The 24,633-nt window shown below is 71.9% G+C and carries 25 protein-coding genes and 1 pseudogene; 16 read left to right on the forward strand and 10 right to left on the reverse strand.

The genetic code is table 11. From position 1 onward, the window contains the following. Positions 1-383: 383 nt before the first annotated feature. From ACGF12_RS34425 to ACGF12_RS34440, 4 genes are all read left to right on the forward strand, one after another. Positions 384-1,400, forward strand: coding sequence for a hypothetical protein (locus tag ACGF12_RS34425; RefSeq protein WP_393039145.1), 1,017 nt, complete (start codon positions 384-386; stop codon positions 1,398-1,400). After that, positions 1,397-3,568, forward strand: a complete 2,172-nt coding sequence (locus ACGF12_RS34430) for a site-specific integrase (RefSeq protein ID WP_393039148.1) — start codon at positions 1,397-1,399, stop codon at positions 3,566-3,568. The genes ACGF12_RS34425 and ACGF12_RS34430 overlap by 4 nt, the downstream gene beginning before the upstream one ends. Continuing rightward, complete coding sequence (locus tag ACGF12_RS34435; protein WP_393039151.1) at positions 3,569-4,048, forward strand: hypothetical protein; 480 nt, start codon at positions 3,569-3,571, stop codon at positions 4,046-4,048. A gap of 128 nt (positions 4,049-4,176) precedes the next feature. Further along, positions 4,177-4,740, forward strand: a complete 564-nt coding sequence (locus ACGF12_RS34440) for an EF-Tu/IF-2/RF-3 family GTPase (RefSeq protein WP_393039201.1) — start codon at positions 4,177-4,179, stop codon at positions 4,738-4,740. A 323-nt stretch (positions 4,741-5,063) separates the two neighbouring features. Here ACGF12_RS34440 and ACGF12_RS34445 read toward each other — a convergent pair whose 3' ends face one another. Further along, positions 5,064-5,219: a hypothetical protein gene (locus ACGF12_RS34445; protein ID WP_393039154.1), complete on the reverse strand. Its 156-nt coding sequence runs from the start codon at positions 5,217-5,219 to the stop codon at positions 5,064-5,066. Positions 5,220-5,620: 401 nt separating this feature from the next. Here ACGF12_RS34445 and ACGF12_RS34450 point away from each other — a divergent pair, with 401 nt between their 5' ends. Beyond that, positions 5,621-6,814: a serine hydrolase domain-containing protein gene (locus ACGF12_RS34450; RefSeq protein WP_393039157.1), complete on the forward strand. Its 1,194-nt coding sequence runs from the start codon at positions 5,621-5,623 to the stop codon at positions 6,812-6,814. 195 nt (positions 6,815-7,009) lie between these two features. Here ACGF12_RS34450 and ACGF12_RS34455 read toward each other — a convergent pair whose 3' ends face one another. Further along, positions 7,010-7,672, reverse strand: a complete 663-nt coding sequence (locus tag ACGF12_RS34455) for a Tn3 family transposase (protein WP_393039160.1) — start codon at positions 7,670-7,672, stop codon at positions 7,010-7,012. Between the two features lie 3 nt (positions 7,673-7,675). On the opposite strand from ACGF12_RS34455, the gene ACGF12_RS34460 reads away from it, so the two are divergent. The 6 genes from ACGF12_RS34460 to ACGF12_RS34485 all read left to right on the forward strand — a co-directional run bounded on the left by ACGF12_RS34460 (position 7,676) and on the right by ACGF12_RS34485 (position 13,667). Further along, positions 7,676-7,933 (forward strand): hypothetical protein, encoded by a 258-nt coding sequence (locus ACGF12_RS34460; protein ID WP_393039163.1) that lies wholly within the window; start codon positions 7,676-7,678, stop codon positions 7,931-7,933. Between the two features lie 183 nt (positions 7,934-8,116). Continuing rightward, positions 8,117-9,529, forward strand: coding sequence for a hypothetical protein (locus ACGF12_RS34465; protein ID WP_393039166.1), 1,413 nt, complete (start codon positions 8,117-8,119; stop codon positions 9,527-9,529). Between the two features lie 180 nt (positions 9,530-9,709). Further along, entirely contained in the window at positions 9,710-11,188 is a 1,479-nt protein-coding gene (locus tag ACGF12_RS34470) for a DUF2079 domain-containing protein (RefSeq protein WP_393039169.1), read from the forward strand. A gap of 91 nt (positions 11,189-11,279) precedes the next feature. Next, positions 11,280-11,687, forward strand: a complete 408-nt coding sequence (locus ACGF12_RS34475) for a GntR family transcriptional regulator (RefSeq protein ID WP_393039172.1) — start codon at positions 11,280-11,282, stop codon at positions 11,685-11,687. Positions 11,688-11,706: 19 nt separating this feature from the next. Next, a complete protein-coding gene (locus ACGF12_RS34480; protein WP_393039175.1) occupies positions 11,707-12,654 on the forward strand; it encodes an ATP-binding cassette domain-containing protein in 948 nt (315 codons plus the stop codon). After that, positions 12,651-13,667, forward strand: coding sequence for a hypothetical protein (locus ACGF12_RS34485; RefSeq protein ID WP_393039178.1), 1,017 nt, complete (start codon positions 12,651-12,653; stop codon positions 13,665-13,667). Before ACGF12_RS34480 ends, ACGF12_RS34485 begins: the two co-directional genes overlap by 4 nt. Positions 13,668-13,671: 4 nt before the next feature. On the opposite strand, the gene ACGF12_RS34490 is transcribed toward ACGF12_RS34485, so the two are convergent. Further along, positions 13,672-14,097, reverse strand: coding sequence for a GNAT family N-acetyltransferase (locus ACGF12_RS34490; protein ID WP_393039204.1), 426 nt, complete (start codon positions 14,095-14,097; stop codon positions 13,672-13,674). 111 nt (positions 14,098-14,208) lie between these two features. Here ACGF12_RS34490 and ACGF12_RS34495 point away from each other — a divergent pair, with 111 nt between their 5' ends. Next, positions 14,209-15,222, forward strand: a complete 1,014-nt coding sequence (locus ACGF12_RS34495; protein ID WP_393039181.1) for a hypothetical protein — start codon at positions 14,209-14,211, stop codon at positions 15,220-15,222. A gap of 32 nt (positions 15,223-15,254) precedes the next feature. Here the strand turns inward: ACGF12_RS34495 and ACGF12_RS34500 are convergent, their stop codons facing one another. From ACGF12_RS34500 to ACGF12_RS34525, 6 genes are all read right to left on the reverse strand, one after another. Continuing rightward, on the reverse strand, positions 15,255-16,148 hold the full coding sequence (locus tag ACGF12_RS34500) for an SAM-dependent methyltransferase (protein ID WP_393039184.1): 894 nt from the start codon (positions 16,146-16,148) through the stop codon (positions 15,255-15,257). A 10-nt stretch (positions 16,149-16,158) separates the two neighbouring features. Further along, positions 16,159-16,779, reverse strand: coding sequence for a cysteine hydrolase family protein (locus tag ACGF12_RS34505; protein ID WP_393039187.1), 621 nt, complete (start codon positions 16,777-16,779; stop codon positions 16,159-16,161). Next, positions 16,776-16,934 (reverse strand): hypothetical protein, encoded by a 159-nt coding sequence (locus ACGF12_RS34510; RefSeq protein WP_393039190.1) that lies wholly within the window; start codon positions 16,932-16,934, stop codon positions 16,776-16,778. The genes ACGF12_RS34505 and ACGF12_RS34510 overlap by 4 nt, the downstream gene beginning before the upstream one ends. A gap of 164 nt (positions 16,935-17,098) precedes the next feature. Beyond that, positions 17,099-17,863, reverse strand: coding sequence for an FAD:protein FMN transferase (locus ACGF12_RS34515; RefSeq protein WP_393039207.1), 765 nt, complete (start codon positions 17,861-17,863; stop codon positions 17,099-17,101). A gap of 30 nt (positions 17,864-17,893) precedes the next feature. Then, positions 17,894-18,394, reverse strand: coding sequence for an FMN-binding protein (locus ACGF12_RS34520; protein WP_393039193.1), 501 nt, complete (start codon positions 18,392-18,394; stop codon positions 17,894-17,896). A 51-nt stretch (positions 18,395-18,445) separates the two neighbouring features. Then, on the reverse strand, positions 18,446-19,813 hold the full coding sequence (locus ACGF12_RS34525) for a ferric reductase-like transmembrane domain-containing protein (RefSeq protein WP_393039196.1): 1,368 nt from the start codon (positions 19,811-19,813) through the stop codon (positions 18,446-18,448). A 233-nt stretch (positions 19,814-20,046) separates the two neighbouring features. Here ACGF12_RS34525 and ACGF12_RS34530 point away from each other — a divergent pair, with 233 nt between their 5' ends. The 4 genes and pseudogenes from ACGF12_RS34530 to ACGF12_RS34545 form a co-directional block, all read left to right on the forward strand. After that, complete coding sequence (locus ACGF12_RS34530; RefSeq protein ID WP_393039199.1) at positions 20,047-20,766, forward strand: response regulator transcription factor; 720 nt, start codon at positions 20,047-20,049, stop codon at positions 20,764-20,766. Between the two features lie 50 nt (positions 20,767-20,816). Further along, complete coding sequence (locus tag ACGF12_RS34535) at positions 20,817-22,268, forward strand: sensor histidine kinase (RefSeq protein WP_393039210.1); 1,452 nt, start codon at positions 20,817-20,819, stop codon at positions 22,266-22,268. 135 nt (positions 22,269-22,403) lie between these two features. After that, positions 22,404-23,738: an RNA-guided endonuclease InsQ/TnpB family protein gene (locus ACGF12_RS34540; protein ID WP_393039213.1), complete on the forward strand. Its 1,335-nt coding sequence runs from the start codon at positions 22,404-22,406 to the stop codon at positions 23,736-23,738. Further along, positions 23,714-24,217: pseudogene (locus ACGF12_RS34545) on the forward strand (isochorismatase family protein); the annotation flags it as partial. The gene ACGF12_RS34540 and the pseudogene ACGF12_RS34545, both read left to right, overlap by 25 nt. A 72-nt stretch (positions 24,218-24,289) precedes the next feature. Here the strand turns inward: ACGF12_RS34545 and ACGF12_RS34550 are convergent. Further along, the gene (locus ACGF12_RS34550; protein WP_393039216.1) at positions 24,290-24,535 is read right to left on the reverse strand and encodes an SGNH/GDSL hydrolase family protein; all 246 of its coding nucleotides are present in this window, start codon (positions 24,533-24,535) and stop codon (positions 24,290-24,292) included. Positions 24,536-24,633 lie beyond the last annotated feature (98 nt).

Below are 24,633 nucleotides of genomic sequence, written 5' to 3' on the forward strand. Positions count from 1 at the left end.
CCTAGAGAAACGCCCTCCAGGCGGACACACGCACGTCCGCCCAGGTCAGACCCCGGATTCGCAGCTCCAGGCCGCGGAATTATGTCGAACGCGGGCCCTACAGCGAGACGGAATGGGACCGGTTGGTCACAGCATGTCGGACGCTGGTGGGCAGATCTCTTTCCTCGCACCGGGCAGCGCTGGCAGCAGCAGCGGAATGCGACGACCTGCCGCCCGGTTGTCCCTGGCCCCCGCCGCCCAACGGTCTTCGGCGGCTCCTGTCACATCACGGTCCGCTGGCCAGGGACCAGGTCGGTCGTCTCCTGGGGCAGCCGTCCGAGACCGCGAGGACGCGGTTCGGCCTGCCCGAGGCTCGCGCCGAGCTGTTCCCGACGCCGGAGGTGGTGATCGCCTACCAGTTGCTGTTCGGCGCCTACACCGGCATCGTCCCCGACGGCATCGACGGACTCGGGTTGGGAGACATCGACTGGGCCGGCAACAGCACCGTCCTGCTCGATTACGTCAAGGGCCGCACGGCCAAGGAGAGCGTGAACCTGCCGAAGAGCGCGATCAGGCTGCTGGAGCGCTGGTTGGAGCACTCCGCCCTGCTGCGGTCCTTCTGTCCGCCGTCGGCGCGCGAGCGTCTGTGGATCCGCCACCGTCCCAGCGCCGGTGTCGTCGCGGAGACCATGCGGATCTCCGACATCTCGGTCCGGGCCTGGATCCGCCGCTACGAAGTCCTCGACGACAGTGGACAGTTGCTGGCAGTGCACCGGCAGCGCATCCGCACGACCTACCACGTCCGGCGGGATCGGCGGGCTTGGTACGGCAGCGGGCGCGCGACGATCGACCCCAACCACTCGCCGCAGGTCGAGGGAGACCGCTACCTGACAGTCGGGACCGCAGTCCAGCGGCGGGCCGTCGAAGCGATCATCGAAGACGCCCAGACGGACCTACTGCGACGCGCCCAACCACCCGTCGTACTCGGCGACGACGACATCGCCGCGGCGGTCCGCGACCTCCCGCAGGTTTCCGCGCGGCTGGGCCTGGACGCCGATGCCTTGCGGGAACTGGTCGGCGGTGAGCGCGACGTATTTACGGCCGCCTGCGCGGACCAGCTCGCGGGCCTGCACGGCCCGGTCGGCAAGCCTTGTCCGGCCCGCCCGTGGGTCTGCCTGCTCTGTCCTCTCGCCGTGTTCGCTCCCCGGCACGCGGCCAACCTGCTGCGGCTCAAAGCCTTCTTCGCCCGGCAGTGGAGACAACTGCCAGCCAACCAGTTCATGGCCGTCTTCGGCCCCTATGCCCAGCACATCCCCCACATCCTGGAGCGCTTCGATCCCGATCTGCTCGCCCGCGCCGCCACAGAAGTCGGCGATGACGACGACGAGCTACCACTACGAGCGGAGGAACGCACCACATGACCGCCCATGCCGCCTACGACAGCGCCCCGCAGCCGCCGTTCGCAGGTGCGGACATCTGCCAGGAAGCCGGCTTCACGGTCCGCCCCGGACACCGATCGCCGCGCTTCGAGGAAGACGTCTGGGACCTGCGTGGCATCGCCAACCTGCCGGTCCAGGCCCCGCCCAGCGAATATCACTGGGACTTCACCCTCATCAGAAATTCCCTCTGGCGGCCGGTCGCCAAGGAGCTGATGCTCGCATTCCTTGCCCCAAGGCATCCTGCCGTCGTGGTCCTTCCGCACGCCTATCGGGCCCCACTCGCGCTACGAACATGCGTGCGCAAGCTGGAAATGCTGACCCACTGGCTGAACTGGCTGACCGCGCACCACGTGAACACGCTCGGACAGGTCGACGAAGGCCACTGCGAGCGTTTCCTCGCCCACCGCAGCCACATCTACGACCCGAACGGCACCGCTGTCCGGCCGGCCAGCGACTCCCAACGCCGGCATGCCGCATGCGCCGTGCTCGACCTGGCCTCCTACGCCGAGCTGTTCACGACCGACCGCTACCGGCCGGGATTCCACCCCTGGAACGGAGCGTCCTCATCAGCGGTTGTCGGCATGAAGGGCGCAGGCGACAACAAGACCCAGCCCCTGGCCGACGAGATCCTGCGGCCCTTCCTCGCTGCGAGCCTGTTCGTCGTCGAAACCCTCGGCCCGCACCTGATCAGCCTCCACCGCCAGGTTCGGTCGCACCGCGCCGACCGCGGGTCCCGGCCCCTTCGACGGCCGCCAGCGGCCACCATGGCTACAGTCATCGAGCACCACGTCAGCAGCGGGCAACCGCTGGTGGAAGTGATCGACAGCCAGATCACCCAGCGCCTGAGCGACGGCTGGGAGCCGAATGACCCGCTCCTGAAGGTCAGCTTCATCGCTCTCGCCAACGAGGCAGGCTACGGCGACTTCCGGCACCGCTCTGTCGACAACAATCGCCTGAGAAGTCTTCTTGAGGCTGCCGTGAACAAGGTCGGAACCCAGAAGTACTGGCTCCGATCTGCCACCGAGATCTCCCGCGCCGACGGGCCGACAGCACTGCCCTGGAGCCTTCCGCTGCACACCAGGGAAGCCATGGACTTGGTGGAAGTCGGACGGACCGCATGCCTGGCGGTGATCGCCGCGGCATCCGGAATGCGCTCCAGCGAGCTGATGGAACTGCGGATCGGCTGCCGCCAGCCCCCGCAGGAGGTCGCACCCGGTCTCTTCCGGCACCGGCTCTTTAGCCGGATCGTCAAAGGGCAGCCGCTGGGCGGCATTGAGGACGAATGGGTCGTCGTCGAGCAGGTCGAACGCGCTGTTGCGCTGGCAGAGCAGCTGCTGGACTCCACTGAGACCGGTCAGCTGCTGTTCGGCCGGATCGGCTTCACCAGCCGCTACGAGCACTCCCTGCGGCCCTGGGTGAACGGGCCGGCCGGGCGGCGGCTTGGCCTGGATCTGATCCCGGAGGGCCAGGTCAACATGCGTATCCTCAGACGCACGCTGGCCGTGGAGATGGCCTACCGCCCCGGCGGCCTGCTCGCTGCCAAGATCGCGCTGAAGCACATCTCGGTGGCCACAACGGAGGGATACGCCGCCCGACCGGGCGGCGCCCAGGCCAAGCTGGTGGCCGAGGTCAACGCACACGAGCAGGAGCGCAATCTCTCCCTCCTCCTCGCGGAGTTCCGCAACTACCAGGCCGGAGTCATGCCTGCCGGCCCCGGGGCCCGCGACCTGCTCGACCTCTTCGCCCACATCGACGGCCGCGTCACCGACGGGGCACCTGCCTCACCCAAGACCGTCGCCGCGGAGCAGGAAGTCCGCAACCTGCTGGCCAAGAGGGCCCAGACACTTCACCTCGGCACCGCGAACTACTGCTGGTTCAGCGACCCGGGCCGGGCACTCTGCCTGAAGCTCGCCGGCACCCCGCAGGCAGACAAGCCGCTGATCGGGCTCTGCGACTCGGCTCGCTGTCCGCAGGCCACCCACCACCCCTGCCACCGGCCGGTCTGGGCCGAGGCCGCGCGAACAAAGAAGGTGTTCATCGCCGGTCTCGGCCGAACCCAGAGGATCGAACGCGCCCGCCTGGAAGATGAGTTGGAGCGCGACGAGCGCGTGCTGGAGGAGATCGATGCGGCCACAGGAAGGAAACAGTAGATGGGACGCCTCAGCAGCACCGAACTCGAACACAATGAGGCCGCGATCCGAGCCGCGATGGACCGGCTCCTACGAGGCGAGCTCCCACCGGGCGGAAAGTGCGACATCAAGACCCTCGCCTCCGAAGCAGGCGTGACACGCACCGGCTTCTACGCCAAGGGAACGCGACCGGGTCCCTACCAGCACCTCGCCGAGGAATTCGAACGACGACTGAAGGCCCTGGAAGCCACCGATGGCAGCCCAGATCCGCGAGACACGCAGATCACGCGCCTGAAGGGCGAGAACACCGTTCTGAGGGAGCGCATCGCCAGACGCGAGACGACCATCGCAGAGCTGACCTCCTTCAAGACCCTGGCCCTCTCACGCCTGGCCGCCCAACACGACGAGATCCAAAGCCTCCGCAAGAATCAGGCGGAGCCGACCAGACTTCAGCCCCTGCCGACGCCCATCCGAATCCCGGCCACCAGGCCATGCAGTTAGGTCCTGCCCGAGTATTCGCGGCGGGGGCATCTGTCCAGCATGCGCTGGACGACCCATGATCATTGTTAGTCTCGGACACCTGTTCGCAGCTAGCACGCGAGGCCTTCGGGGGAGCATTGGTGAGTGCCATGGAGAAGCCGTTCCTGATGCTTGTCGAGGATGTCATCTTCCCGAGGCAGGGCAGGCTGGTCATGCCGACGGGCCGGATCGAGCGCGGCCGGGTTCGCAAGGGCGACGCGGTGGAGCTCGTCGGCTTCGGCGGCGATGCGCTCGCTCATGTCACGGACATCGACGTGAGCAGTCTGCGCGTCAACGAGGCGAATGCGGGCATGAACGTGGGGCTGCTGCTGCCTGGTGTGATGGCGGGAGCAGTGGAGCGGGGGCAGGTTCTCGCGGCACCGGGCTCAATCGGCGCACATGTCGCCTTCGCTGCGGACATCACGCTACTGCCGGAGGAACAGGGCGGCGCGGAAGTGCTCACCGGGGAGAGCCTCGACTTCTATATCCAGGCTGCTGCAGCGAGGGGCGTGGTGACGCTGCCTCGTGAAACGGACGCGCTGCAACCGCTTCACATGGGTGCGGTGACGGTCACGCTCGAACGGCCCGTCGCTCTTGAGGACGGCCAGTCATTCGCCTTCCGTCTCCACGGTCGCGCGGCCGGCTCGGGAACTGTGACCCAGCTCCTGCGCTGAGTCTCATGAACGGATCCACAGCCTGGTCTGGAGGTCCCCCATCCGAGTGAAGCCGCTGGGCCGCAAAGAGGTGCCGGAAACGAGACACGCGCTCCCACGAGCCTGTGTGGGCCACCTCAACTTGACCGCCGTCAAAAAGCGACACAAGACCCATGGGACACGGCGGTTGCAGAGACAAAGGAGCCGTCGCAGTACAGGCGCCGGGGCGAGGATTTCAGGGGGAGCCGGGCGCCGCAGTTCTCGCAGTACCGGATGCGAGCCACGTCTCCAGGATCGCGCGCCGTCCGGCCGGACGCCCTCGGCCGACCTGGGCCGCCCGGCGCTCAGCACCGGAGCTCGGGTTCGCCCTGGCCGGCGGGCTCGGGCTCGGCGGGCTCCTGGTCGTCCTGGGGCCAGCTGCCGAACGGGCCGGGCAGGCCGGGTTCCTCGGCGCGGAGCAGCAGCGCGCCGCCCTTGAGCCGGTGCGGGCCGGGGATCACGGGTGCACCTCTTCCAACTCGGCGGCGTCCAGCTCGGCGCGCTGGGCGACCAGGCGCTCGCGCAGGTCGATCTCCTCGGGGGTGAGCGGGTCTTCGGGGCGGAGGACGGTTCTCTGCGAGTGAAGACATGGACAAACCGGACACGATTTGGGGGCCTCTCAGAACTCTCGCAACTGTTCATTTGTGAGAGTGACCCACCGTCACGCCCGTCACGCTCGCTTACATGTCCCTTCGCCGTAGCTTCGCGAGCGGACCGGCTCCGCCCGATCATCGGATCAAGGGAGAACCCTGGTGGACTCTCAGGGATGCCTCCGGGAGATCTCCGGGTGCTGCCCTGAGGTCCCGTACCGGCGAGGTGGGTCAAGATCCGGGTACGACCTGTCGCCCGCGCCGGAGGACCCATGAAGAAGCCGTTAATCCTGACCTGCGCCACGTTGTTACTGGCCACCGCGCCCGGCACCGCGCTGGCCGCTAGCGCGGACGGTGCCTATCCCACCCAGCACCCCAGCCGCGCCGTGTTGAGCACCGCCTTCTCGATCCGCCCGGGCGAACCCGCCGTGGGCGGTGTCGGCCGGGTGACGCTGGACGGCTGGAGCTGGCGCGGCGCCGACCCCGACACGGTTACCGGGCAGCGGGTGGCGCCGGGCGCGGAGTTCCACGTAGGCAGCATCAGCAAGACCTTCCTGGCCACCGTCATGCTCCAGCTCGCCGCTGAGCACCGGGTCGACCTGGACGGCACCGTCCAGCAGTACCTGCCGGGGGTGCTGCCGGACACCTTCCAGCCGATCACGATCCGTGAGCTGCTCAACCACACCAGCGGCCTGCCGGACGTGAACGCTGGCGCGCCACCCATCACGGTGGACCAGCAGAGCGCGGGTCGTCTTCAGTACCAGACCTTCGACCAGATCATCCAGCAGACCCTGCGGCCCACCGATCGCCCCTGGCCGGGGCCGGTCTTCGCGCCCGGCACGGCACAGCAGTACAACTCCTTCGCGTACCGCGTGGCGGGGCGGATCATCGAGCAGGTGACCGGGCACTCCTTCGCCCAAGAGGTGACAGCTCGGATCGTGCGGCCGCTGGGCCTCGCCCACACCTGGGTGCCGCAGGGCGACCCCTTCCTGCCCGACCCGCACTTGCCGGCCTACCTGACCGACAGCGCGGGCACTCTAGCCGAGGTGACCGAGCAGGGCGGCGACCCGTCCTCAACGGTCTCCACCACCGGCGACCTGGACCGCTTCCTGCGCGCACTGCTGGACGGCGAGTTGCTGCCACCGGCCCAGCAGAGCGAGCTGCTTACCCTGCCGAGGGACGCGGCGGGCCGGTTGCTGCCATCACAGGACCCGAACTGCGCCTCCGGCCCGGACAAGGGCTTGGCCTGCTTCAGCGCGGGACTGCAGAAGGCGATGCTGGCGGACGGCACCGTGCTCTGGGGCAAGACCGGCCACGACCTCGGCTACGCGAACGGCATGTTCGCCACTCAGGACCTTCGGGAGCGACTGGAGTACTCGGTGGCCGAGACGGACGGCAGGACGGGTGCCCCGCCAGCCCCGGCCTACCGGCTGGCGGTGGCGGCGTTCGGACCGCTTGCCTCCTGACGCTCACGCAGTACCTGGGGGCATCCGGCTTACGTGCGGCGGTCCCCGCCCGTCGACGCGGTACTGTGCGCGGCGGACATCACGGCATCGCCCCGCACCTGGCTCTGCGGGCGCTGCCACCGGTCGGCTGACATCGGCCTCGCAGGGCGGCACCGGTCAGGCCGGCGCCGCCCGCTCGCGAAGCGGCGGTGACCGTCAGGAGGCCGCGGCCAGGTCTTGCGGGTCGAGCTTGGTGAAGTCGACGTCCAGGTGCGGCTCGTACGCCTCCGGGGGCAGGTCGAGCTCGTGGGTGGAGTACTCGCCGAACCGCGTGATCTTCTCCGTCAGGTAGGGCGAGACCTCGGCCAGGTCCTCCGGGGCGATCTTCCAGCCCTCGGCCTGCAGTTCGCGCACCGCCTGGGCGATGTCCAGGGTGTTGTGGAAGATCAGGCAGTTGGTGAGCAGGGCGTTGAACTTGACCGCCTTCTCCTGCTCGACGGGGTCGTTGTCGGCGATGACGCCCCGGTTGCCGAAGCGCACCCACTCGGAGAAGCCGTTGAACGCCTCGACCTTGTTGGTCGCGGCCGTCACGCGCCGGCGCATCTGCGGGTCGGTCAGGTACCGCAGCAGCTGGATGGTGCGGATCACGTGGCCGACCTCGCGGAACGCCGCGTAGTGGGCGTTCTTGTGGGAGCCGGAGCGCAGGCGCCTCAGCAGCAGGACGGAGGAGATCTTGCCCTCGCGCACTGACAGCGCCACCCGCATGAGGTCCTTGAAGTGGGACTCGATGAGGTCCCAGTCGATGGCGTTGCGCCCGGGTGGGCCGAACAGGGCGTCGATGTGGACGTAGGAGGTCTGCTTGGTCGGGCGGAAGAACACCAGGTGGACGGGCGCTTCCTGGAGGTCCGCGGCGAGCTGCGGACGTACCGGATCCACCTGGGCTCGGGCAACATCCTGATGTCGCCGAACGACACCTATCTGTGCATCGTGCCCGGCACCGACGGGCCGGCCGACAGTCAGCCTCAACCGCCTTTCGAGGGTGACCACATGCTGGCGGTCATCCTCGGCAAGGCGCTGCTGCCGGCCCGTGACAGCGCGATCACCGATCCGACCGTCACCAGCCAGATCGCTCCGCGCTGACCACCTGGGACGCGAGCGGGCCCCGCTGGCCGGACGATGCGCCGGGCGGCGGGGCTTCGGCAGGGGCCGTGGGTAAGGGGCTTCGGAAGCGGCAGTTGGGGGAATCCCGTCCGGGGGCCGGAGGCGACGGCGGTGCCGACGGCTCGCTACCCTCAACTCGCTTCCACCCGGAGGAGATCAGCCGTGCACGCACGTCCACGTCGCGCCACGCTCAGATCCCTGATAGCCGGCCTCTGCGCCGGGGTCACCGCCCTCGCCCTCGCGGTGGGACCGGCGCAGGCAGCGCCGGTCGACACCCGCAGCTCCACCCAGTCGACCGGACATCAGAACCCTTCTACCGGGCTGAGCGCGTCCTACGCGATCAGCACCCCGACGGACATCTCGGCCGTCTGCACGGGGCAGAACGCCGAGACCATCCAGGCCGTCGACGCGACGCTGAACGCCGTGTACGAGACGTGGATGGGCTGCAAGGGCATCGGATTCGCGGGCTCGCCGGACGGCGGGGCGACCTTCGGCACGCCGGTCATGCTGCCGGGCAGTACCGGACAGAAGGGCAGCCGCACCTGGGACCCGGCGATCACCGTCGCGCCGGACGGCACGGTCTACGTGGCGTTCATGGTCTCCCGCTCCGGCCTGACCTACCCCGTCGTCGACGCCAGCTCCGACCACGGCGCCAGCTTCAAGACCGTCAGCGCGATCGTCCCGCCGGACGCGAACAACTGGGGTGACCGGGACTTCATCACCGCCGGCCCCGACGGGACGCTGTACCTGACCTGGGACTACGGGCCGAGCACGGCCGCGGTGACCTTCGTCTGCGCGCCGAGCGGCAGTTGCTCCTTCGCCACCGGCGACGTCAACGCGGTGATGCAGAAGTCCACCGACGGTGGCCGGACCTGGAGCGCGATGTCGCACATCAGCCCCGGCTATCCGAACAGCGGCGCAGACAGCGCGCCCGTCGTGGTCGAGCCGGACGGCTCGATCGACGTGCTCTACCAGGGCTACGTCGTCACCAACGTTCCCACCGACGACCTGACCGTCGCCTACACCTACGCGACCCGCTCCACCGACGGCGGCGCGACCTGGACGCAGCCGGTGCGGATCGGCGGCGACGCGGGGACGATGAACAACGGCGAGTGGTGGATCGACGGCAGCGAGGCGCTCGGCCCGGACGGCACGCTGTACGCGACCTGGGACACCCAGGGTTCGAACAGCGACACCGGATGGCTGTCGTACTCGCAGGACCACGGTGCGACCTGGTCCGCGCCGGTGCAGGTGCCCGCGGACACCCTGAACGTCCCGCACGTCATGCAGGTGGTCGCCGGGCCGCCCGGGATCGTGTACGTGGGCTGGTTGTCGAGCAGCGACCCGCGCGGCTACGCCCAGTACCTCCGGACCTTCTCGACGACGAAGGGGTGGCTGTCCGCCCCGGTCCAGGTCTCGCAGGGCTTCGGGACGGGCTCGGTGTGGCCCGGGGACACCTTCGGCTTCTCCGCGCTGTCGCCCACCCGGCTGGTCCTGGCCTGGGGCAGCGCCGTCGCGCCCACGGCCTCGAACGACAACATCTGGACCGCGACCGTCGGGGTGACCCTGGCGTAAGGCCCTCGAACGACCTTCGATGTGGTCGCCCGCGTACGTCACCGGACGCGGGCGACCACGCCGCACGCGGGTCCCGGAGGGCATGACGAGGGCCCGGTCGGCGTCGGCGGACCGGGTTTGACGGCTGTTCGGACTTCCACCACCCTTCCACTAATCGAATAGTGAAAGGGTACTTTGCCGATGTCGCTGGCCCTCTCCCCGCTCCGTCCGCACCGCCCGCCCCGCCCGGCCCGACCGCTGCCACGCGCGGTGCCGCTCCTGCACCGGCCCGCCGTGCTCGCCTGGGGCCTGGCGGCGGGGTTCGCCGCGTTGTACGCCTGCGTCGCCGTCAACCGGCACCGACGCGGCCTCACCAAGGCCTATGACCTGGGCATCTTCGAGCAGGCCGTACGGGCGTACGCCCACGGTCGGGCACCGATCGTCCCGCTCAAGGGGCCCGGCTACCACCTGCTCGGGGACCACTTCCACCCGCTGATCGCCGTGCTCGCCCCCGTCTACCGGGTCTTCCCGAGCGTCCTCACCCTCGTCGTCGCCCAGGCGCTGCTGATGGCGCTGGCCGTCGTCCCGCTCACCCGCTGGGCGCACGAGGTGGCCGGGCCGCGGGTCGCGCTGGTGGTCGGCTGCGCCACCGGGGCCTCCTGGGGGATCGTCCGGGCGGCGGCCGACGACTTCCACGAGATCGCGTTCGCCGTCCCGCTGCTCGCCTTCGCCGCCACCGCGCTGGGGCGCCGACGGCCGCTGGCAGCCGCGCTCTGGTCGCTGCCGCTGCTGCTGGTCAAGGAGGATCTGGGGCTGACGGTCGGCGCCGTCGGCCTGCTTCTCGCCTGGCAGGCCCGGCAGGACCGGCGCAGCCCGCTGCCCGGGTTCGCCCTCGCCGCCGTCGGCGTCGCCGCGGCCGCGCTCACCCTGCTGGTCGTGCTGCCGGCGTTCAACCCCAGCGGGAGCTTCGACTACTGGCAGCAGCTGGACGGCGGCGGGCGGCCCTCGCCGTGGGCCGTGCCGCTGCGGCTCGGCTGGCCGCCGATCAAGTGGCTGCTGCTGTTCCTGCTCGCCGCCACCGGCGGGTTCCGCTGCCTGCGCTCGCCGCTCCTCCTGCTCTGCGCGCCCACCCTGGGCTGGCGGCTGCTCTCGACCAATCCGCATCACTGGGGCGTCAGTTACCACTACAGCGCGGTGCTGATGCCGATCGTGTTCGCCGCCCTGATCGACACGCTGCGGTGTACCGGCGACCTGCGGCGCCCGGGGGCCCTGCGCGGACCCGACGCCCGCCGGGTCCGGCGCGCGCTCGCCGTGAGCGTGCTGGTGACGGCCGTGACGCTGCCGCTCTACCCGCTGCACGAGGTGGTGATGCCCGAGGCCTGGCGCACCCCGCCGAGGCTCACCGAGACCCGGGCCCTGCTGCGCCTGATACCCGACGACGCCACCGTGGCCGCCTCCAACCGGCTGGCGGCCCAGCTCACCGGCCGGGCGGAGGTCACCCTGGTGTGCCAGGTGCCGGTGGTGCCGACGCCGGAGTGGGTGGCGGTCGACCTGCGGGATCCGAGCGTCCAGTCCCCGTGTGCCACCGCCGCCACCGCGAGCATGCTGGCGGTGTACCAGGACCTCGGTTACCGGCGGCTGGTGGACCAGGACGGTCTGCTCCTGCTGAAACGCCCCTGACCTCGGCAGGGGACCCCGGGGGTTCGGCTTGACCCGCGCGCCGCAGTGGGCCACCATTCCACTATTGAACTAGTGAAAGGCCGCAACGGGTGTGATCGAGTACCGCATCGATCGGCGCAGCGGCGTCTCCACGTACCAGCAGATCGTGCAGCAGACCAAGCAGGCGCTGCGGCTCGGACTGCTCCAGCCCGGGGACAAGCTGCCGACCGCCCGTGAGGTGGTCGAGCTCACCGCGATCAATCCCAACACCGTGCTGAAGGCCTACCGCGAACTCGAACGCGAGGGGCTGGTGGAGCCGCGCCCGGGGCTCGGCACCTTCGTCCGGCGCTCGCTCGCCCGGCCGGAGGCGGCGGCCGACGGGCCGCTGCGGGCGGACCTGGTCGGGTGGGTGGACCGGGCCCGGGAGGCCGGGCTGGAGCGCGAGGACATCGCCGCGCTGATGGCCTCCGTGCTGGAGCAGCGCTTTGACACCGGGGTCTCCCCGGCTACACCGAACTGAGAGACAGTGGGGGGACCGGGTGGACGACGACCCGACGACCATGACTCCGGCGCTGGAGGCCGTCGGCCTCGGCAGGAGGTACCGGGGCGGCTGGGCCCTGCGCGGCTGTGACTTCACCGTCCCGGCCGGGCGGATCTGTGGCGTGGTGGGCCCCAACGGTGCGGGCAAGAGCACCCTGCTCTCCCTTGCCGCCCGCCAACTCGACGCCACCGAAGGTGAGTTGCGGGTGTTCGGCGAGCCGGCCGCGACACCCGAACTGCGTGCCGAGGTCGCCTACGTGGCGCAGGACAAGCCGCTCTACCCGGGCCTGACCGTCGCCGAGACGCTGCGGATGGGCCGCGAACTCAACCCGGTCTGGGACGACGTAACGGCCCAACGCATCGTTGATCAGGGCGAGTTGAGTCCTCGCGCCAAGGTCGGCTCGCTCTCCGGCGGCCAGCGCACGAGGGTCTCCCTCGCACTCGCCCTCGGCAAGCTCCCCGAACTGCTGCTGCTCGACGAGCCGATGGCCGACCTCGACCCGCTCGCCCGGCACCAGCTCATGGGCGCCCTGATGTCGGTCGCCGCCGAGCGCGGCACCACCATCGTGCTGTCCTCGCACATCCTCCCCGAACTGGACGGCGCCATCGACCACCTGCTGCTCGTCCAGGGCGGGCGGATCCGGCTGGCCGGCGAGCTGGACGACGTCCTGGACGGGCACCAGCTGCTCACCGGGCCCGCCGAGGCGGTCGGCCTCCCGGCCGAACTGGTCGTCGAGCAGCGGGTCGGCGGGCGCCGGGCCACCGTGCTGGTGCGCACCGGGGAGCCGCTGGACGGCCGGTGGGAGAGCGAACGGCCCAACCTGGAGGACCTGTTGCTCGGCTACCTCCGGGGGCCGGCCGACCCGCGGCCGGGTGCCGCCCGGAGCCAGGGCCGACCTGACGAGCACCGGAACGACGAGCACCGGAACGACGAGGCCACCGCATGAGCACGAACGCCCTGACCGATCGGTTCGCCGCGTCCGCCGGCGTCAAGCGCTCCGCGACCCCCCGACTGCGCGGCCTGCTCTGGCTGGCGCTCCGTCAGGACCGCTTCCTCCTCTGGAGCTTGGGTGCACTGCTGGTCCTGGCGATGGCCGATCTGCTCTGGATCCACATCGCCTGCCACCACGTCGTGGGCGTGCTGCGGCGGACCGGCTGCTACAGCCCGGAGACCTGGGGCAGCACCCAGTGCTGGACCCTCCTGTCGCCGATCGACGAACCGGACTTCTGGTACCTCCGGGTCCTCCAGCCCGCTGTCACCGCCGTCCCGCTGCTGATCGGCGTGTTCATCGGCGCGCCGCTGCTGGCCCGGGAGTACGAGCGTGGCACGATCCGGCTGATCCGCGCGCAGTCCGTCAGCCCGGTGCGCTGGCTGGCCGCCCGCCTCGCGGTGCCCGGTCTCGCCGTGCTGGCCTTCTCCGGTGTGCTCGCCGCGCTGATGAGCTTGGTGTGGTGGGTGGACATCGTGCACGGGCCGGTCGCCTTCGATCCGCCGTTCCAGTTCTTCACCTACCCGGCCCTCGGGATCGCGCCGGTCGCCTGGTCGCTGTTCGCCCTGGCGCTGGGCGTGCTGGCCGGTCAGCTGGTGCGCCGGACGCTGCCCGCGATGTTCATCACCGCCACGCTGGTCGTGGCCGTCCACGGCCTGATCCGCTGGGGCCGCCCGTCCTTCTACCCCGTGGTGGACGAGGTGGCCGGCCTGCCGGACAAGATGACCGGACTGGGCGCCGCGCAGCCCACCAACGCCTGGCTGATCGACCGGGGTGTCATCATGCCCGACGGCAGCCGGATCGGCGGCGACCAGTGCCAGTTCACGCACCGGTGCGACGAGGCCACCGCCTCCTGGCTCCGGTACCACCCCGCCGGCCACCTGGTGCCGATCCAACTGGTCGAGGCCGGAATCCTGTTGGGGCTCACGGCGCTGATCCTGGTCGCCGTGTTCCGGCGGATCCGGGGGTGACCGGTCAGCTGAGCAGCGGGACCTGGCCCACCTCGTACACCCCTACGGCGGGCGTGCGGCGCACCGGCATCTCGAACAACGCCCCCGACCGCGAACCCTCGACGATCCGGAGCAACCGCCAGCCATACGCCCGGTAGTAGGCGTGCAGGGCTGTGTTGTCGCTCCAGGCGTTCGCCCGGACCAGCTCGGCGCCCGCCGTCGCTGCCCGCCACCGGCCCCAGTCGGCCAGGCGGGCTCCGATGCCCTGGCCGACGTACCGGCGGTCGACCGTGAGACGGTCGAAGGGCGTCGACCACTGCGGCGAGTCGTGCTCCCGGGAGATCCAGGCCGCCGCGTCCGCCCGCAGGGCCGCCAGCCGGTCGAGGTCGGCCGGGTTGAGTCTCGTGCCGTCCGCGGTGGTCAGCGAGTAGCGGGCCTGGCGCGCAAGCAGACCGGCTGGTTGCCGTCCTCCTGATCGGAAACCGACGTGCCCGAAAGGGTTTCAGCCTGGGCGCGTCGACTCCACAATGGGACGGTCGGGCACGAGAGTTGGGGGGACCGTGTGGAGTGGCTGCTGGGGATCGGGGGAGCACTGCTGCTCGGCGTGGTGACCAACCTGGTGTACGACTTCGCGAAGTTCGGCGGGTCCCGGGTTCCGCTGGCGCGGGTGCGGCGGGGCAGTCTGACGGTGGGGGCGCGGGCGCATGACGTAGCGGCGGACGGGCTGGTGCCGCTGATCACCTGGTCGAGGGCGCGGCCGCTGACGCCGGGGACGCTGGTGACCGGGTACGAGGGGCGGCTGCAGCGCCCACATGTGCTGGACCGGACGGGCTGGGCCGACGAGGTGGCGCGGCAGCGGGAGGGTGGGGCGGCGGGGCGTACGGCGTACATCACGCGGCTGACGGTCGACCACGGTGAGCACAGTGCGGCCCGGGTGTGCGAGGTGGGCATCGCCGAGAGCGACTACGCGGAGTGCATGGCCACCACCCGGCTGGGGCGGGAGGACCCGGAGGCCGCCCGGCTGCTGCGGGAGACGCTGGGGCAGGGCCTCGCCGCGTTCGTCGCCGTCGCGCCGCCGACCATGGTGAGTGCCTGCGTGGCCGTGCGGGACCGGGCCGGGAGGCTGCTGCTGCTCCGGCGTTCACTGGCCGTCAACACCTTTCCGGCGCAGTGGACGGTCGGGATCAACGAGACGATGAAGTACCGGGACGAGCCGGGGGCGGCCGAGGACTTCTACGCGCTGGTGTACCGGTCGCTGGAGGAGGAGTTGGGTCTGCTGCCGGAGGACGTCGGTTCGCCGGTGATCGGCTGGTTGGGCTGGAGTGAGCCGGCCTCCTGCTACACGCTGGTCGCCACCGTCCGGGCGCGGCTCGACGCAGCCGAGATCGACCGGCGGCGCGAGGCCTGCCACAGCACCTTCGAGCACGACATGGCGGTGTGGCTGCCGTTCACCCGTCGGGCGGTGTCGGCGCTGGTCGAGGGCGGGGTGTGTCCGGACGGTTCGCGGCGGTGGTCGTACCTGGCGCCGCTGGTGGCGCGGGAGGCCGGGCGGGCGGCGCAGCAGGTGCGTGCGTAGCGGCGTGCAGGGGGCGTAAGGGGCCTCAGCGGTCAGGGGTGGACGGCGAAGACCCAGCGGTTGGCCGCCAGGGTGCCGTCCGGTTCGGGGAGCGGGCCGCGGCCGTAGTGACGGGTGAACTCGAAGGGGGTGTGGGCGGTGGTGGACCAGCCGCGGGCGGTGAGGTCGGCGAGGGTGTCGGGGCGGGGCTCGGCATCGTAGGGGGCGAGCAGGTCGACGCCGGTGCGTTCGCGGGTGGCGGTGTGGACGGGGTTGTCGCGCACCGCTGCCGACTCCACGCCGATCTCGGCCTCGTAGGCCAAGGTGCTGCCGGAGCAACTGAGTTGGTCGACGGCGGCGAAGAGGTCGCGTTCGACGGCGCCGGGCAGGTGGAGGAGCAGACCCTCGGCGAGCCAGGCGGTCGGTTGGTCCGGGCGGAACCCGGCGGCGGTGAGGGCGGCGGCCCAGTCGGTGCGGAAGTCGGCTTCGACCGGCACCCGGCGCGGTGCCCGGGGCCGGGCGTCGAGGCCGTCGAGCACCCGTTGTTTGAAGGCCAGCACCCCGGGGCGGTCGACCTCGTAGAGGACGCAGTCGGGCGGCCAGTCCAGCCGGTACGCGCGGGCGTCCAGGCCGGCTCCGAGCAGGACCACCTGGCGGGTGCCGAGTTGGACGGCGCGCAGCAGTTGGTCGTCCAACGCCCGGGTCCGCAGGGCGAAGTAGCGGCCGAGCCGGCCCCAGAGCGGATCGGCGTCGCCGTCCGGGACGTCCCGGGGGTGGACGGGCCACTGCGCGGAGGCGGGGGCGGCACGGACGAAGTGCTCGGCGTACGCGTCCCGGGCGAGGGCGTCGGGGCGATGGGTCTCGATCGCGCGGGCGGCGGCGACCAGGAGGGCGGCGAGTGCCACGCCCTCGTCCACGCCGGTGATCTCGTCTACGCCAACACCCATGGGCTGCTCCTCAGGTCTCGGGATGCCGTGTCCAGACGGCGAGTCGGTCGTGCGTGGTGACGCGGGCGCCGTAGACCCGGCGCATGAAGCCCAGGATCGCCTCGTCCGGCAGGTGCAGCGCGGCCGTGCAGTCCGTGAGCAGCGTGACGTGGAAGCCCTTCTGGAAGGCGGTCCGGGCGGTGCTGTCCACGCAGACGTCCGCGAACACTCCGGCCAGCGCGAGGTGTTGGACCCCGCCGCGGACGAGGTGCGCCTCGAAGCCCTCGCTCAGGAAGGCGTCGAAGCAGGCCGCCTTGGTGAACACCGCCTCCTCCGGCGCCGGGGTCACGGCGTGGAACTCGGCGCCCCAGGTGCCGTCCAGACATTTGGGCCGCTTGCCGAGCGCGGCGTCGCGGTGGCGCCAACTCGCGCCCTGGTGGACCGGATCGCCGATGAAGCGGACGAAGAGCACCTCGGTGCCGTGCGCGCGGGCCGCCTCGACGGCCCGGGCGGTGTTGGCGGCGACGGTGGCGAGCCGGGTCGGGTCGCCGGGGTAGCGGGCGGCGGCCACCGGGCCGGCGCAGAAGTCGTTCTGCAGGTCGACGACGACCAGTGCGGTACGGCCGGTCGGGGCGCCCGTGGGGGCACTCATACGCCCGGGCCCGGCAGCGCGCCGATCGGGGCGCGGCTCGCGAGCGCGTCGCGGGCGGCGTCCACGGCGGCGATCCGGTGCGGGGCGCGCCCGAAGGCGCTCGCGGGCTCCGCGCCCGTTCCCCGGCCGGCCGCACGGGCGACGACGGGTGTCACATGGCCTCCTCGATCCAGCTCGGCTCGGGTGTGGTCGGACCAGGCGTTCCGTACCCGATCGGTCTCCCACTATTGACCATGGTGGAGCGACGGGCGAGGCATGATCGCGGGGTTCACCTGATGGAGTGAAGTCGGTTCAGCGATACGGACGTTGGACGGGCGGGTCAGCGCGCCGCGAGCTGCCAGTCGGCCGGACCGGACGGCGGGAGGTGCTGGGGCAGGCCGGGCGTCCAGCGCTTCGTCCCGTCCGGCAGCACGGCCAGCGCCTCGATGGCCGGCCGCCGGGTGGCCCAGGCCAGCGCGCGTTCGGGGCCCATGGCGAAGGCGGCGGTGGCCCACGCGTCGGTGCGGGCGATGCCGGTGCCCGGGGCGCCGACCAGGGTGAGCGAGGCGAGTCCGTCCGCGGGGCGGCCGGTGTGCGGGTCGAGGATGTGGGCGCCGCGCTCGGCGGTGCCGGAGGTGGCCACCGCGAGGTCGCGGCCGCTCAGTACGGCGACGAGCCGGCCCGGGTCCGTGGAGTCCTGCCGGGGGTCGGCGATGCCGATCCGCCACGGGCCGCCGGAGGTCTGCACGTCCCCGCCGCCGCTGACGCAGTACTGCCGGGCGCCGGAGGCGCGCAGCAGCGCGGCCGCCTCCTCGACCGCCCAGCCCTTGACCCAGCCGCTGGGGTCGAGTCGCCCGCCGGGCTGCTCGGTGAAGTAGCCGTCGGTCTCGGCCGCCACCTCGCGGCAGGCGGCGAGCACCGTGCGGACCTCCGGATCGCAGTCCGCGAGGGCCAGTTCACCGCGCCCGAGCAGGCTGATCTGGCTCTCCGGCCGGTACGTCGAGAACACCGCGTCGATCCGGTGCAGCCGCTCGACGATCCGCCGCAGCGCCCCGGGCGTGTCCGGGCCCGGGTCGCGGACGGCGATCGAGAACACGGTGCCCATCACGGGCTCGGCGTGGCGCAGCACCGGGCCTCAGCTCTTCGCCCGGTCGAGCGCGCTCTGCAGCGAGCGGACGTAGCCGTCGCTGGTGTAGGTCGCGCCGCTGACCACGTCGATCTGGGCGCTCTGCGCGGAGATCGCCTCCTGGTTGAGCAGGGGCAGGGCACTGCTGTTGATCTCGCGGTCCCGGCGTTCCTCGTTGGGGTACTTGACCACGTCGACGGTGGTGATCCGGCTGCCGGCGAGCGTGACCTGCACCTGCACCGGGCCGTACCGGGTGTTCACGGTGTCCCCGCTGATCTTCCGGGTGGTGCCGCCGGAGGAGGCCGGCGCGGGCGCGGCCGAGGGGGCCGAGGAAGCACCGGTGGACCCGGACGCGGACCCGGAGGTGGAGGCGGAACCGGAGTCGGATCCGGAGGAACCCGCCCCCGAACTGATCACCGGCGCGGGCCCGGCCGTCTGGTGCGGTTTGAGCGAGAGCAGCAGCACCACCCCGGCTGCGGTGGCGGCACTGGTGACAATGGCTCGACGCATGAGTGGAACAACTCCCCAGGAACGAACGTCAGCGGATTCAGAAGGCGGGACTCAGAAGGCGAAGGACTCGTGGTGGATGCGCCCCGGCCGCACGCCGGCGGCCCGCAGGGCGCGTACGGCCTCCTCGGTGAGCGCCTCGGGCCCGCACAGGTACACATCGTGCTCGGCCAGGTCCGGAACGAGCCGGCCGAGCGCCGCCCCGAGGTCCCCGACCTGCTCCCGCGAGCCGAGCAACTCGTGCACCGCCGCGCCGCGCTGCCGGGCGACCTCGGCCAGCTCGGCCCGGAACAGCACGTCCTCCGCGCGCCGGGCCCGCTGGACCAGCGTGACCTGGCCCGGCAGCGTCTCGAACAGCGCCCGCAGCGGCGTGATCCCGACGCCGGCCCCGAGCAGCAGCACCCTGCGCTGCCGCTGCTGCCGCCCGGTGAACGCCCCGTACGGCCCCTCGGCCCGTACCCGGGTGCCCGGGCGCAGTCCGGCGACGGCCGCGCTGTGCCCGCCGAGGTCCTTGACCGTGAACCGCAGGAACTCCGGGTGCGGCGGCGCGGACAGCGAGTACGGGTTGGCGGCCCAGCGCAGCCCGGGCGCCTGGAACTGGAGCCGGAAGAACTGGCCCGGCTCGGCATGGAGTTCGTCCAGCCGCCGGCCGGACAGGAACAGCGAGACCACGCCCGGGCCCTCCGGCCGTACCTCGGCCACCCGCAGCCCGTGCCGCCGGTCGAGCAGCCAGGGCCACAGCAGGCGGAACCAGCCGACCAGTGCCGCCGTCCCGAAGTAGAGCGCGTACCAGGCGGCCTGGCCGGGCCCGCCGCCCAGGTCGGCGCCGGTGGTCAGCTGGTGCGCGAAGGCCAGCGCCACCGCGAGGTAGGTCGCCAGGTGCAGGTAGTACCAGGTCTCGTAGGAGAGGCGCCGGCGCGCGGCCCGGGCGGAGACGGCGCCGGTGCCGAGCATCAGCAGGGTGCCGAAGGTGGCCTTGAGCATGTCGGGATAGTGGAAGACGATCTCCACGCCCTCGTCGACCAGCCCGCGCCCGTCGGTCAGTGCGTAGCCCCAGATGACGGTCAGCAGGTGCACCGTGACCAGGGACACCAGCCACCGGCCGCCGAAGGCGTGCCAGCGGGCCAGCCGGTCGGCGCCGACCCCGCGTTCCACCGGCGGCAGCCGGGCCATCAGCAGGAGCAGCACCGGTGCCGCGTATCCGGCGAGCAGCCCGGTGATCCGCCCGGCGCCGGTCAACCAGCCGGCCGCGCCGACCACCTCCGGCGTGTTCACCCACCACAGCCCGAGCACGCCGAGCGCCCCGGTGGCGATCAGGCCGAGCGCCGCGCGCGGCGGCAGGGCGAGCGGCGGGCGCGGCGCCGCCCGGTGGCGCGGGCCGGCGGCGCTCGGCCGGGACTTCGGCACGGTGGCAGTGGTCATCGGGGATCCTCCTCAGCTCCCGGCGGTGGCACGGCCCCGCCGAGGCGGTCCACGATGGCACCGCAAGCTCTGAGCCACCTCTGAACCGGAGCCGCCGCGACACCCGCCGGTGACACCATTGCCGCAGGTCGGAGTCGATAGGCGGGCCCACGAACCGATCCCGGTGATCTCACGGGTTTCTCATCGCGGCAGGCCAGAATGAACGTCGCCCCATCGCCGACCCGAGGAGCCCCATGGACGACACCGCCACCGACCGCCCGGACTGGCGCGTCCTGGTCGTCGACGACGAACCGGACGTGGTCGAGGTGGTCTGCGGCGCCGTCCGCTACGAGGGCTGGCAGGCCCGGGGGGCGACCACCGGTACGGAGGCCGTGGCGGAGGCGGCCCGGTGGCGTCCGCATGCCGTGGTGCTCGACATGATGCTGCCCGACCTGGACGGCCTGGAGGTGCTGCGCCGCGTCCACGCCGGGCAGCCCGAGGTGCGGGTGCTCTTCCTCACCGCCCGGGACGCCGTCGAGGAGCGGATCGCGGGCATCGCGGCGGGCGGCGACGACTACGTGACCAAGCCGTTCAGCCTGGCCGAGGTGGTGGTCCGGCTGCGCGGGCTGCTGCGCCGCGCCGCCCCGCCCGCCGGGCCGCGCCCGGTGCCCGCGCACGCGCTGGTGCTCGGCGACCTGGTGCTGGACGAGCGGGCCCGCGAGGTGACCCGGGGCGGCGAGACCGTCGAGCTCAGCCCGACCGAGTACGCGCTGCTCGCCTATCTGATGCGCCACCCCCGGCAGGTGCTCAGCAAGGCGCAGATCCTGGATGCGGTGTGGTCGTACGACTTCGGCGGGCAGGCGCACATCGTGGAGCTGTACATCAGCTATCTACGCAAGAAGCTGGACGCGGGCCGCAGCCCGATGATCCACACCGTGCGCGGCGCCGGCTACCTGATCAAGGCCGCGCCGTGAAGCGCGTCGTGAAGCGCGCCGCGAACCGTGCCGTGAAGCGCGTCGTGAATGTGGCTCGGAAGCTCCTGCCCCGCACCCTGCGCGCCCGACTGATCGCCGGCCTGCTGGTGCTGCTGGTGGTCACCTGCGCCGCCGTCGGCCTGGCCACCGCGGCCGCCCTGCGCCACTTCCTGGTCGACCGCCTGGACCAGCAGCTCACCGAGGCCGGCGGCCGCTACGCCGCCAGCCTGGAGCACACCGGCACGGGCGCCGGCCCCGACACCCGGGCGCAGACCCCCGGCACCCTGGGCGTGCGGCTGCTGGGCGGCCGGGTCACCGCCGCCGGTGTGGTCGACGGGGACGCCGACGACGCCGACAACCCCGACGACGAGGACGACCGGGTCACCTTCTCGCCCGCCCAGCAGCACGCCTTGGCCGCCCTGCCGGTCGGCGGCCCGGCCGGCACCCTCGACCTCGGCCGGACGCTGGGCCGCTACCGGGTCCGCGCGGTGGCGGGCCGGGACGGCGACGTACTGGTCAGCGGGCTGCCGCTGCGCCCGGCCGAGGACACCGTGGAGCGGCTGGAGACCCTGGAGCTGACCGTCTTCGCGATCGCCGTCACCGCGGCCGGCGCCGCCGGGGCGGTGTGGGTCGGCTGGTCGCTGCGCCCGCTGCGGCGGGTGGTGGGCATGGCCGAGCGGGTGAGCGCCCTGCCGCTGGCCAGCGGCGCGGTGATGCTGGCCGAGCGGGTGCCGGACGACGACCCGCGCACCGAGGTCGGCCGGGTCGGGGCGGCGCTCAACCGGATGCTCGGGCACGTCGGCGACGCCCTCGCCCGCCGGCACGCGGTGGAGAAGCGGCTGCGCGCCTTCGCCGCCGACGCCAGCCACGAGCTGCGTACCCCGGTGGCGACCGTGCGCGGCCACGCCGAGCTGGCGCTGCGCCACCCCGGGGACGTGCCCGCGCCGGTGCGGCACTCGCTGGAGCGGATCGACGCCGAGGCGCTGCGGATGGGCGCGATCGTCGAGGACCTGCTGCTGCTCGCCCGCCTGGACGCCGGGCGCCCGCTGGCCGAGGCGGAGGTGGACCTCACCCGGGTCGCGCTCAACGCCGTCGCCGACGCCCGGGCGGCCGGTCCCGGGCACCGCTGGCGCCTCGCCCTGCCCGAGGAACCGGTGCTGGTGTCGGGGGACGAGCACCGGCTGAGCCAGGTGGTGGCGAACCTGCTGGCCAACGCCCGTACCCACACCCCGCCCGGCACCGGGGTCGAGCTGAGCCTCGAACCGGCCGACGGACACGTCGAGTTGACCGTCACCGACGAGGGCCCGGGGATCGCTCCGGAGCTGCTGGACCGGGTCTTCGAACGCTTCGTCCGGGGCGACCGCGCCCGTTCGCGCGCCACCGGCTCGACCGGGCTCGGGCTGGCCATCGTCCAGGCCGTCGTCCAGGCGCACGGCGGCACGGTGACGGTGGCGAGCCGACCCGGCCGTACGTCGTTCACCGTCCGGCTGCCGGGGGCGTGACCGGCGCGACCGTACGGAAGCGCTGGCGGTACTCCGTCGCCGCTCTGACCGGCACCAGCGCACCACCCCGCCCTGTTGTCAGTGCTGTCCGCTAGCTTGGTCATCGTTTGGAATCGGACTGGAGGAGGTGACATGATGAAGCGTCAGCGTGGACACAAGGCTCTGCTCAACCTAACGCCCGAGCAGGTCATCGCCCTGGACGAGCAGGGCCATGCAGCGCGGGCGGTGTGGAATCTGCTGCACGACTGGTGGACGATGGCCGGGACGTGCCCGCTGCGGCGTGTATCGCCGGCTCTCGCCGATCAGTACATCCGGCAGGCCCGCAAGGATGTGCCGTGGCTGGCCGCGCTCCCCGCCCAGGCCGCGCAGCAGGTGTTGAAGCAGTACCACCGGGCGTGGGTCAACTGCTGGGAGGGCCGCGCGGACGCGCCGAACTTCAAGTCCCGTATCCGTTCCCGCATGTCCGTGGATGTTCCGCAGGGGCGGGACTTGCAGATCAGGCGTGTCAGCCGGCGGTGGGGCCAGTGCCGCATCCCCAAGCTCGGCCTGGTCCGCTTCCGCTGGACGAAGGACCTGCCCGGCGTCATCCGGAACGGCCCCGCCGGTCGTATCACCGGCGCGCGGCTGGTACAGGAGGCCCACGGGTGGCACATCGTCTTCCGCACCGAAACCGTGGTGGACGACGTGAAACCGAGGACCTCGGGCCGCATCGTCGGCATCGACCGGGGCATCGTTGTCCCGCTCGCGCTGTCCGACGGCACGAACCGCGAGCACGGCCCGTGGCTCACCGACGGCGAGCGCAAGCGTCTGCTCCGCCTGGAGCGCAAGGCCGCACGTCAGCGCCGTAGCCGCAAGCTCGGCGAGAAGACCGGCAACCGTCTTGACCGTACCTATGACCAGATCGCCCGGCACCGCGCGACAGCCAAGCGCCGCGCCGCCGACTGGCAGCACCAGACCACCACCGAACTCGCCGGCACCTTCGCCGTCGTCGGGGTGGAAGACCTGGCCATCACCAGCATGGTCAGGTCTGCCCGGGGAACCGTGGAAGCCCCCGGCACCCGCGTCCGGCAGAAAGCCGGGCTCAACCGCGCTATCGTCGGCGAGGCTTGGGGCCGCACTGTCGAGCTGCTGGCGTACAAGCTCGCCGACCGGGGCGGACACCTGATCAAGGTGCCCGCCGCCGGAACCTCCCAGCGCTGCTCCGCCTGTGGGTTCATCACCCTGGGCAGCCGGGAGACGCAGTCCCGGTTCGCCTGCAAGGCCCCAGGTTGCGGGTACACGGCCAATGCGGATACCAACGCCGCCCGTAACGTCGAACACGCCGCCGGACGGGCGGTGTCAGGACTGCCGAGCCCTCTCAACGATGGCGATGAAGCGTCAACCACCAACCACGCGCACCCTCGCAACGTTGGATTCTCCCGGCTTCAGCCGGGAGAGGACGTCAACAGAACACCTACACCCGCGGCGTGATGGAGCTGACCGGCTGGCAGCAGGCCCTCGACGCGGCCGCCGACCTGCTCGCCCGCGCCCGGGCGGCCGGCGCCACCGTCATCCACGTCGTCAACGACGGCGGCGAAGGCACCCCGTACGACATCCGCGCCGAGATCGGGCAGATCCACCCGGCCGTCGCCCCGGCGGAGGGCGAGCGGGTGGTGGTCAAGCAGGCCCCGGACGCCTTCGTCGGCACCGACCTGGGCACGCTGGTCGACGCCACCGGCCACCGGGACGTGGTGATCGCCGGTTTCATGACCCACATGTGCGTCGCATTCACCACCGCCGGCGCCTTCCTGCGCGGCAACCGCCCCACCGTCGTCGCCGACGCCGGCGCGACCCGCCCGCTGCCGTCCGCCGGCGCGGAGCTGACCGCCGATCAGGTCCACCGGAGCGCCCTGGCCACGATCGCGGACCTGTACGGGGTGGTGGTGGAGTCGGCGGCCGAGCTGGCGTGACCTCAGCCGGGGGGGGGGGGGGGGGGGGGGCCCCCCCCCCCCCCCCCCCCCCCCCCCCCCCCCGCCTCCCGGCTACGGCACGAACGTGCTCAGGTCGACCGCGTCGGCCATCGCCTGGTACCCGGCGTCGTTCGGGTGCAGGTGGTCGCCGGAGTCGTACGTGGGGTTGAGCGCCAGCGGGTTGCCGGGGTTCTGCGTCACCTTGTCGAAGTCGATGACGCCGTCGAACGCGCCGCTCGTCAGGATCCACTGGTTCACGGTCTCACGGATCTGCTCACCGTAGGTCGTGTAGTACTTGGCGCCCTGGTAAGGCAGGATCGTTCAACGCCGCTGCGTTATGGCGTGAGTGCGCAGGTCAAGGGGGCTTGAACGAGGCAACGGGACACCTGTAGATCAACGATCGGCGAAGAAAGTCG

The sequence above is a fragment of the Kitasatospora sp. NPDC048296 genome (genome assembly GCF_043201815.1).
Lineage (GTDB): Bacteria > Actinomycetota > Actinomycetes > Streptomycetales > Streptomycetaceae > Kitasatospora.

Excerpts from the sequence above, each read along its gene's own strand:
- ACGF12_RS34430 (WP_393039148.1), top strand. The coding sequence starts at position 1,397 with ATGACCGCCCATGCCGCCTACGACAGCGCCCCGCAGCCGCCGTTCGCA.
- ACGF12_RS34435 (WP_393039151.1), top strand. The coding sequence starts at position 3,569 with ATGGGACGCCTCAGCAGCACCGAACTCGAACACAATGAGGCCGCGATC.
- ACGF12_RS34440 (WP_393039201.1), top strand. The coding sequence starts at position 4,177 with ATGGAGAAGCCGTTCCTGATGCTTGTCGAGGATGTCATCTTCCCGAGG.
- ACGF12_RS34450 (WP_393039157.1), top strand. The coding sequence starts at position 5,621 with ATGAAGAAGCCGTTAATCCTGACCTGCGCCACGTTGTTACTGGCCACC.
- ACGF12_RS34470 (WP_393039169.1), top strand. The coding sequence starts at position 9,710 with ATGTCGCTGGCCCTCTCCCCGCTCCGTCCGCACCGCCCGCCCCGCCCG.
- ACGF12_RS34485 (WP_393039178.1), top strand. The coding sequence starts at position 12,651 with ATGAGCACGAACGCCCTGACCGATCGGTTCGCCGCGTCCGCCGGCGTC.
- ACGF12_RS34500 (WP_393039184.1), bottom strand. The coding sequence starts at position 16,148 with ATGGGTGTTGGCGTAGACGAGATCACCGGCGTGGACGAGGGCGTGGCA.
- ACGF12_RS34505 (WP_393039187.1), bottom strand. The coding sequence starts at position 16,779 with ATGAGTGCCCCCACGGGCGCCCCGACCGGCCGTACCGCACTGGTCGTC.
- ACGF12_RS34515 (WP_393039207.1), bottom strand. The coding sequence starts at position 17,863 with ATGGGCACCGTGTTCTCGATCGCCGTCCGCGACCCGGGCCCGGACACG.
- ACGF12_RS34520 (WP_393039193.1), bottom strand. The coding sequence starts at position 18,394 with ATGCGTCGAGCCATTGTCACCAGTGCCGCCACCGCAGCCGGGGTGGTG.
- ACGF12_RS34525 (WP_393039196.1), bottom strand. The coding sequence starts at position 19,813 with ATGACCACTGCCACCGTGCCGAAGTCCCGGCCGAGCGCCGCCGGCCCG.
- ACGF12_RS34530 (WP_393039199.1), top strand. The coding sequence starts at position 20,047 with ATGGACGACACCGCCACCGACCGCCCGGACTGGCGCGTCCTGGTCGTC.
- ACGF12_RS34540 (WP_393039213.1), top strand. The coding sequence starts at position 22,404 with ATGAAGCGTCAGCGTGGACACAAGGCTCTGCTCAACCTAACGCCCGAG.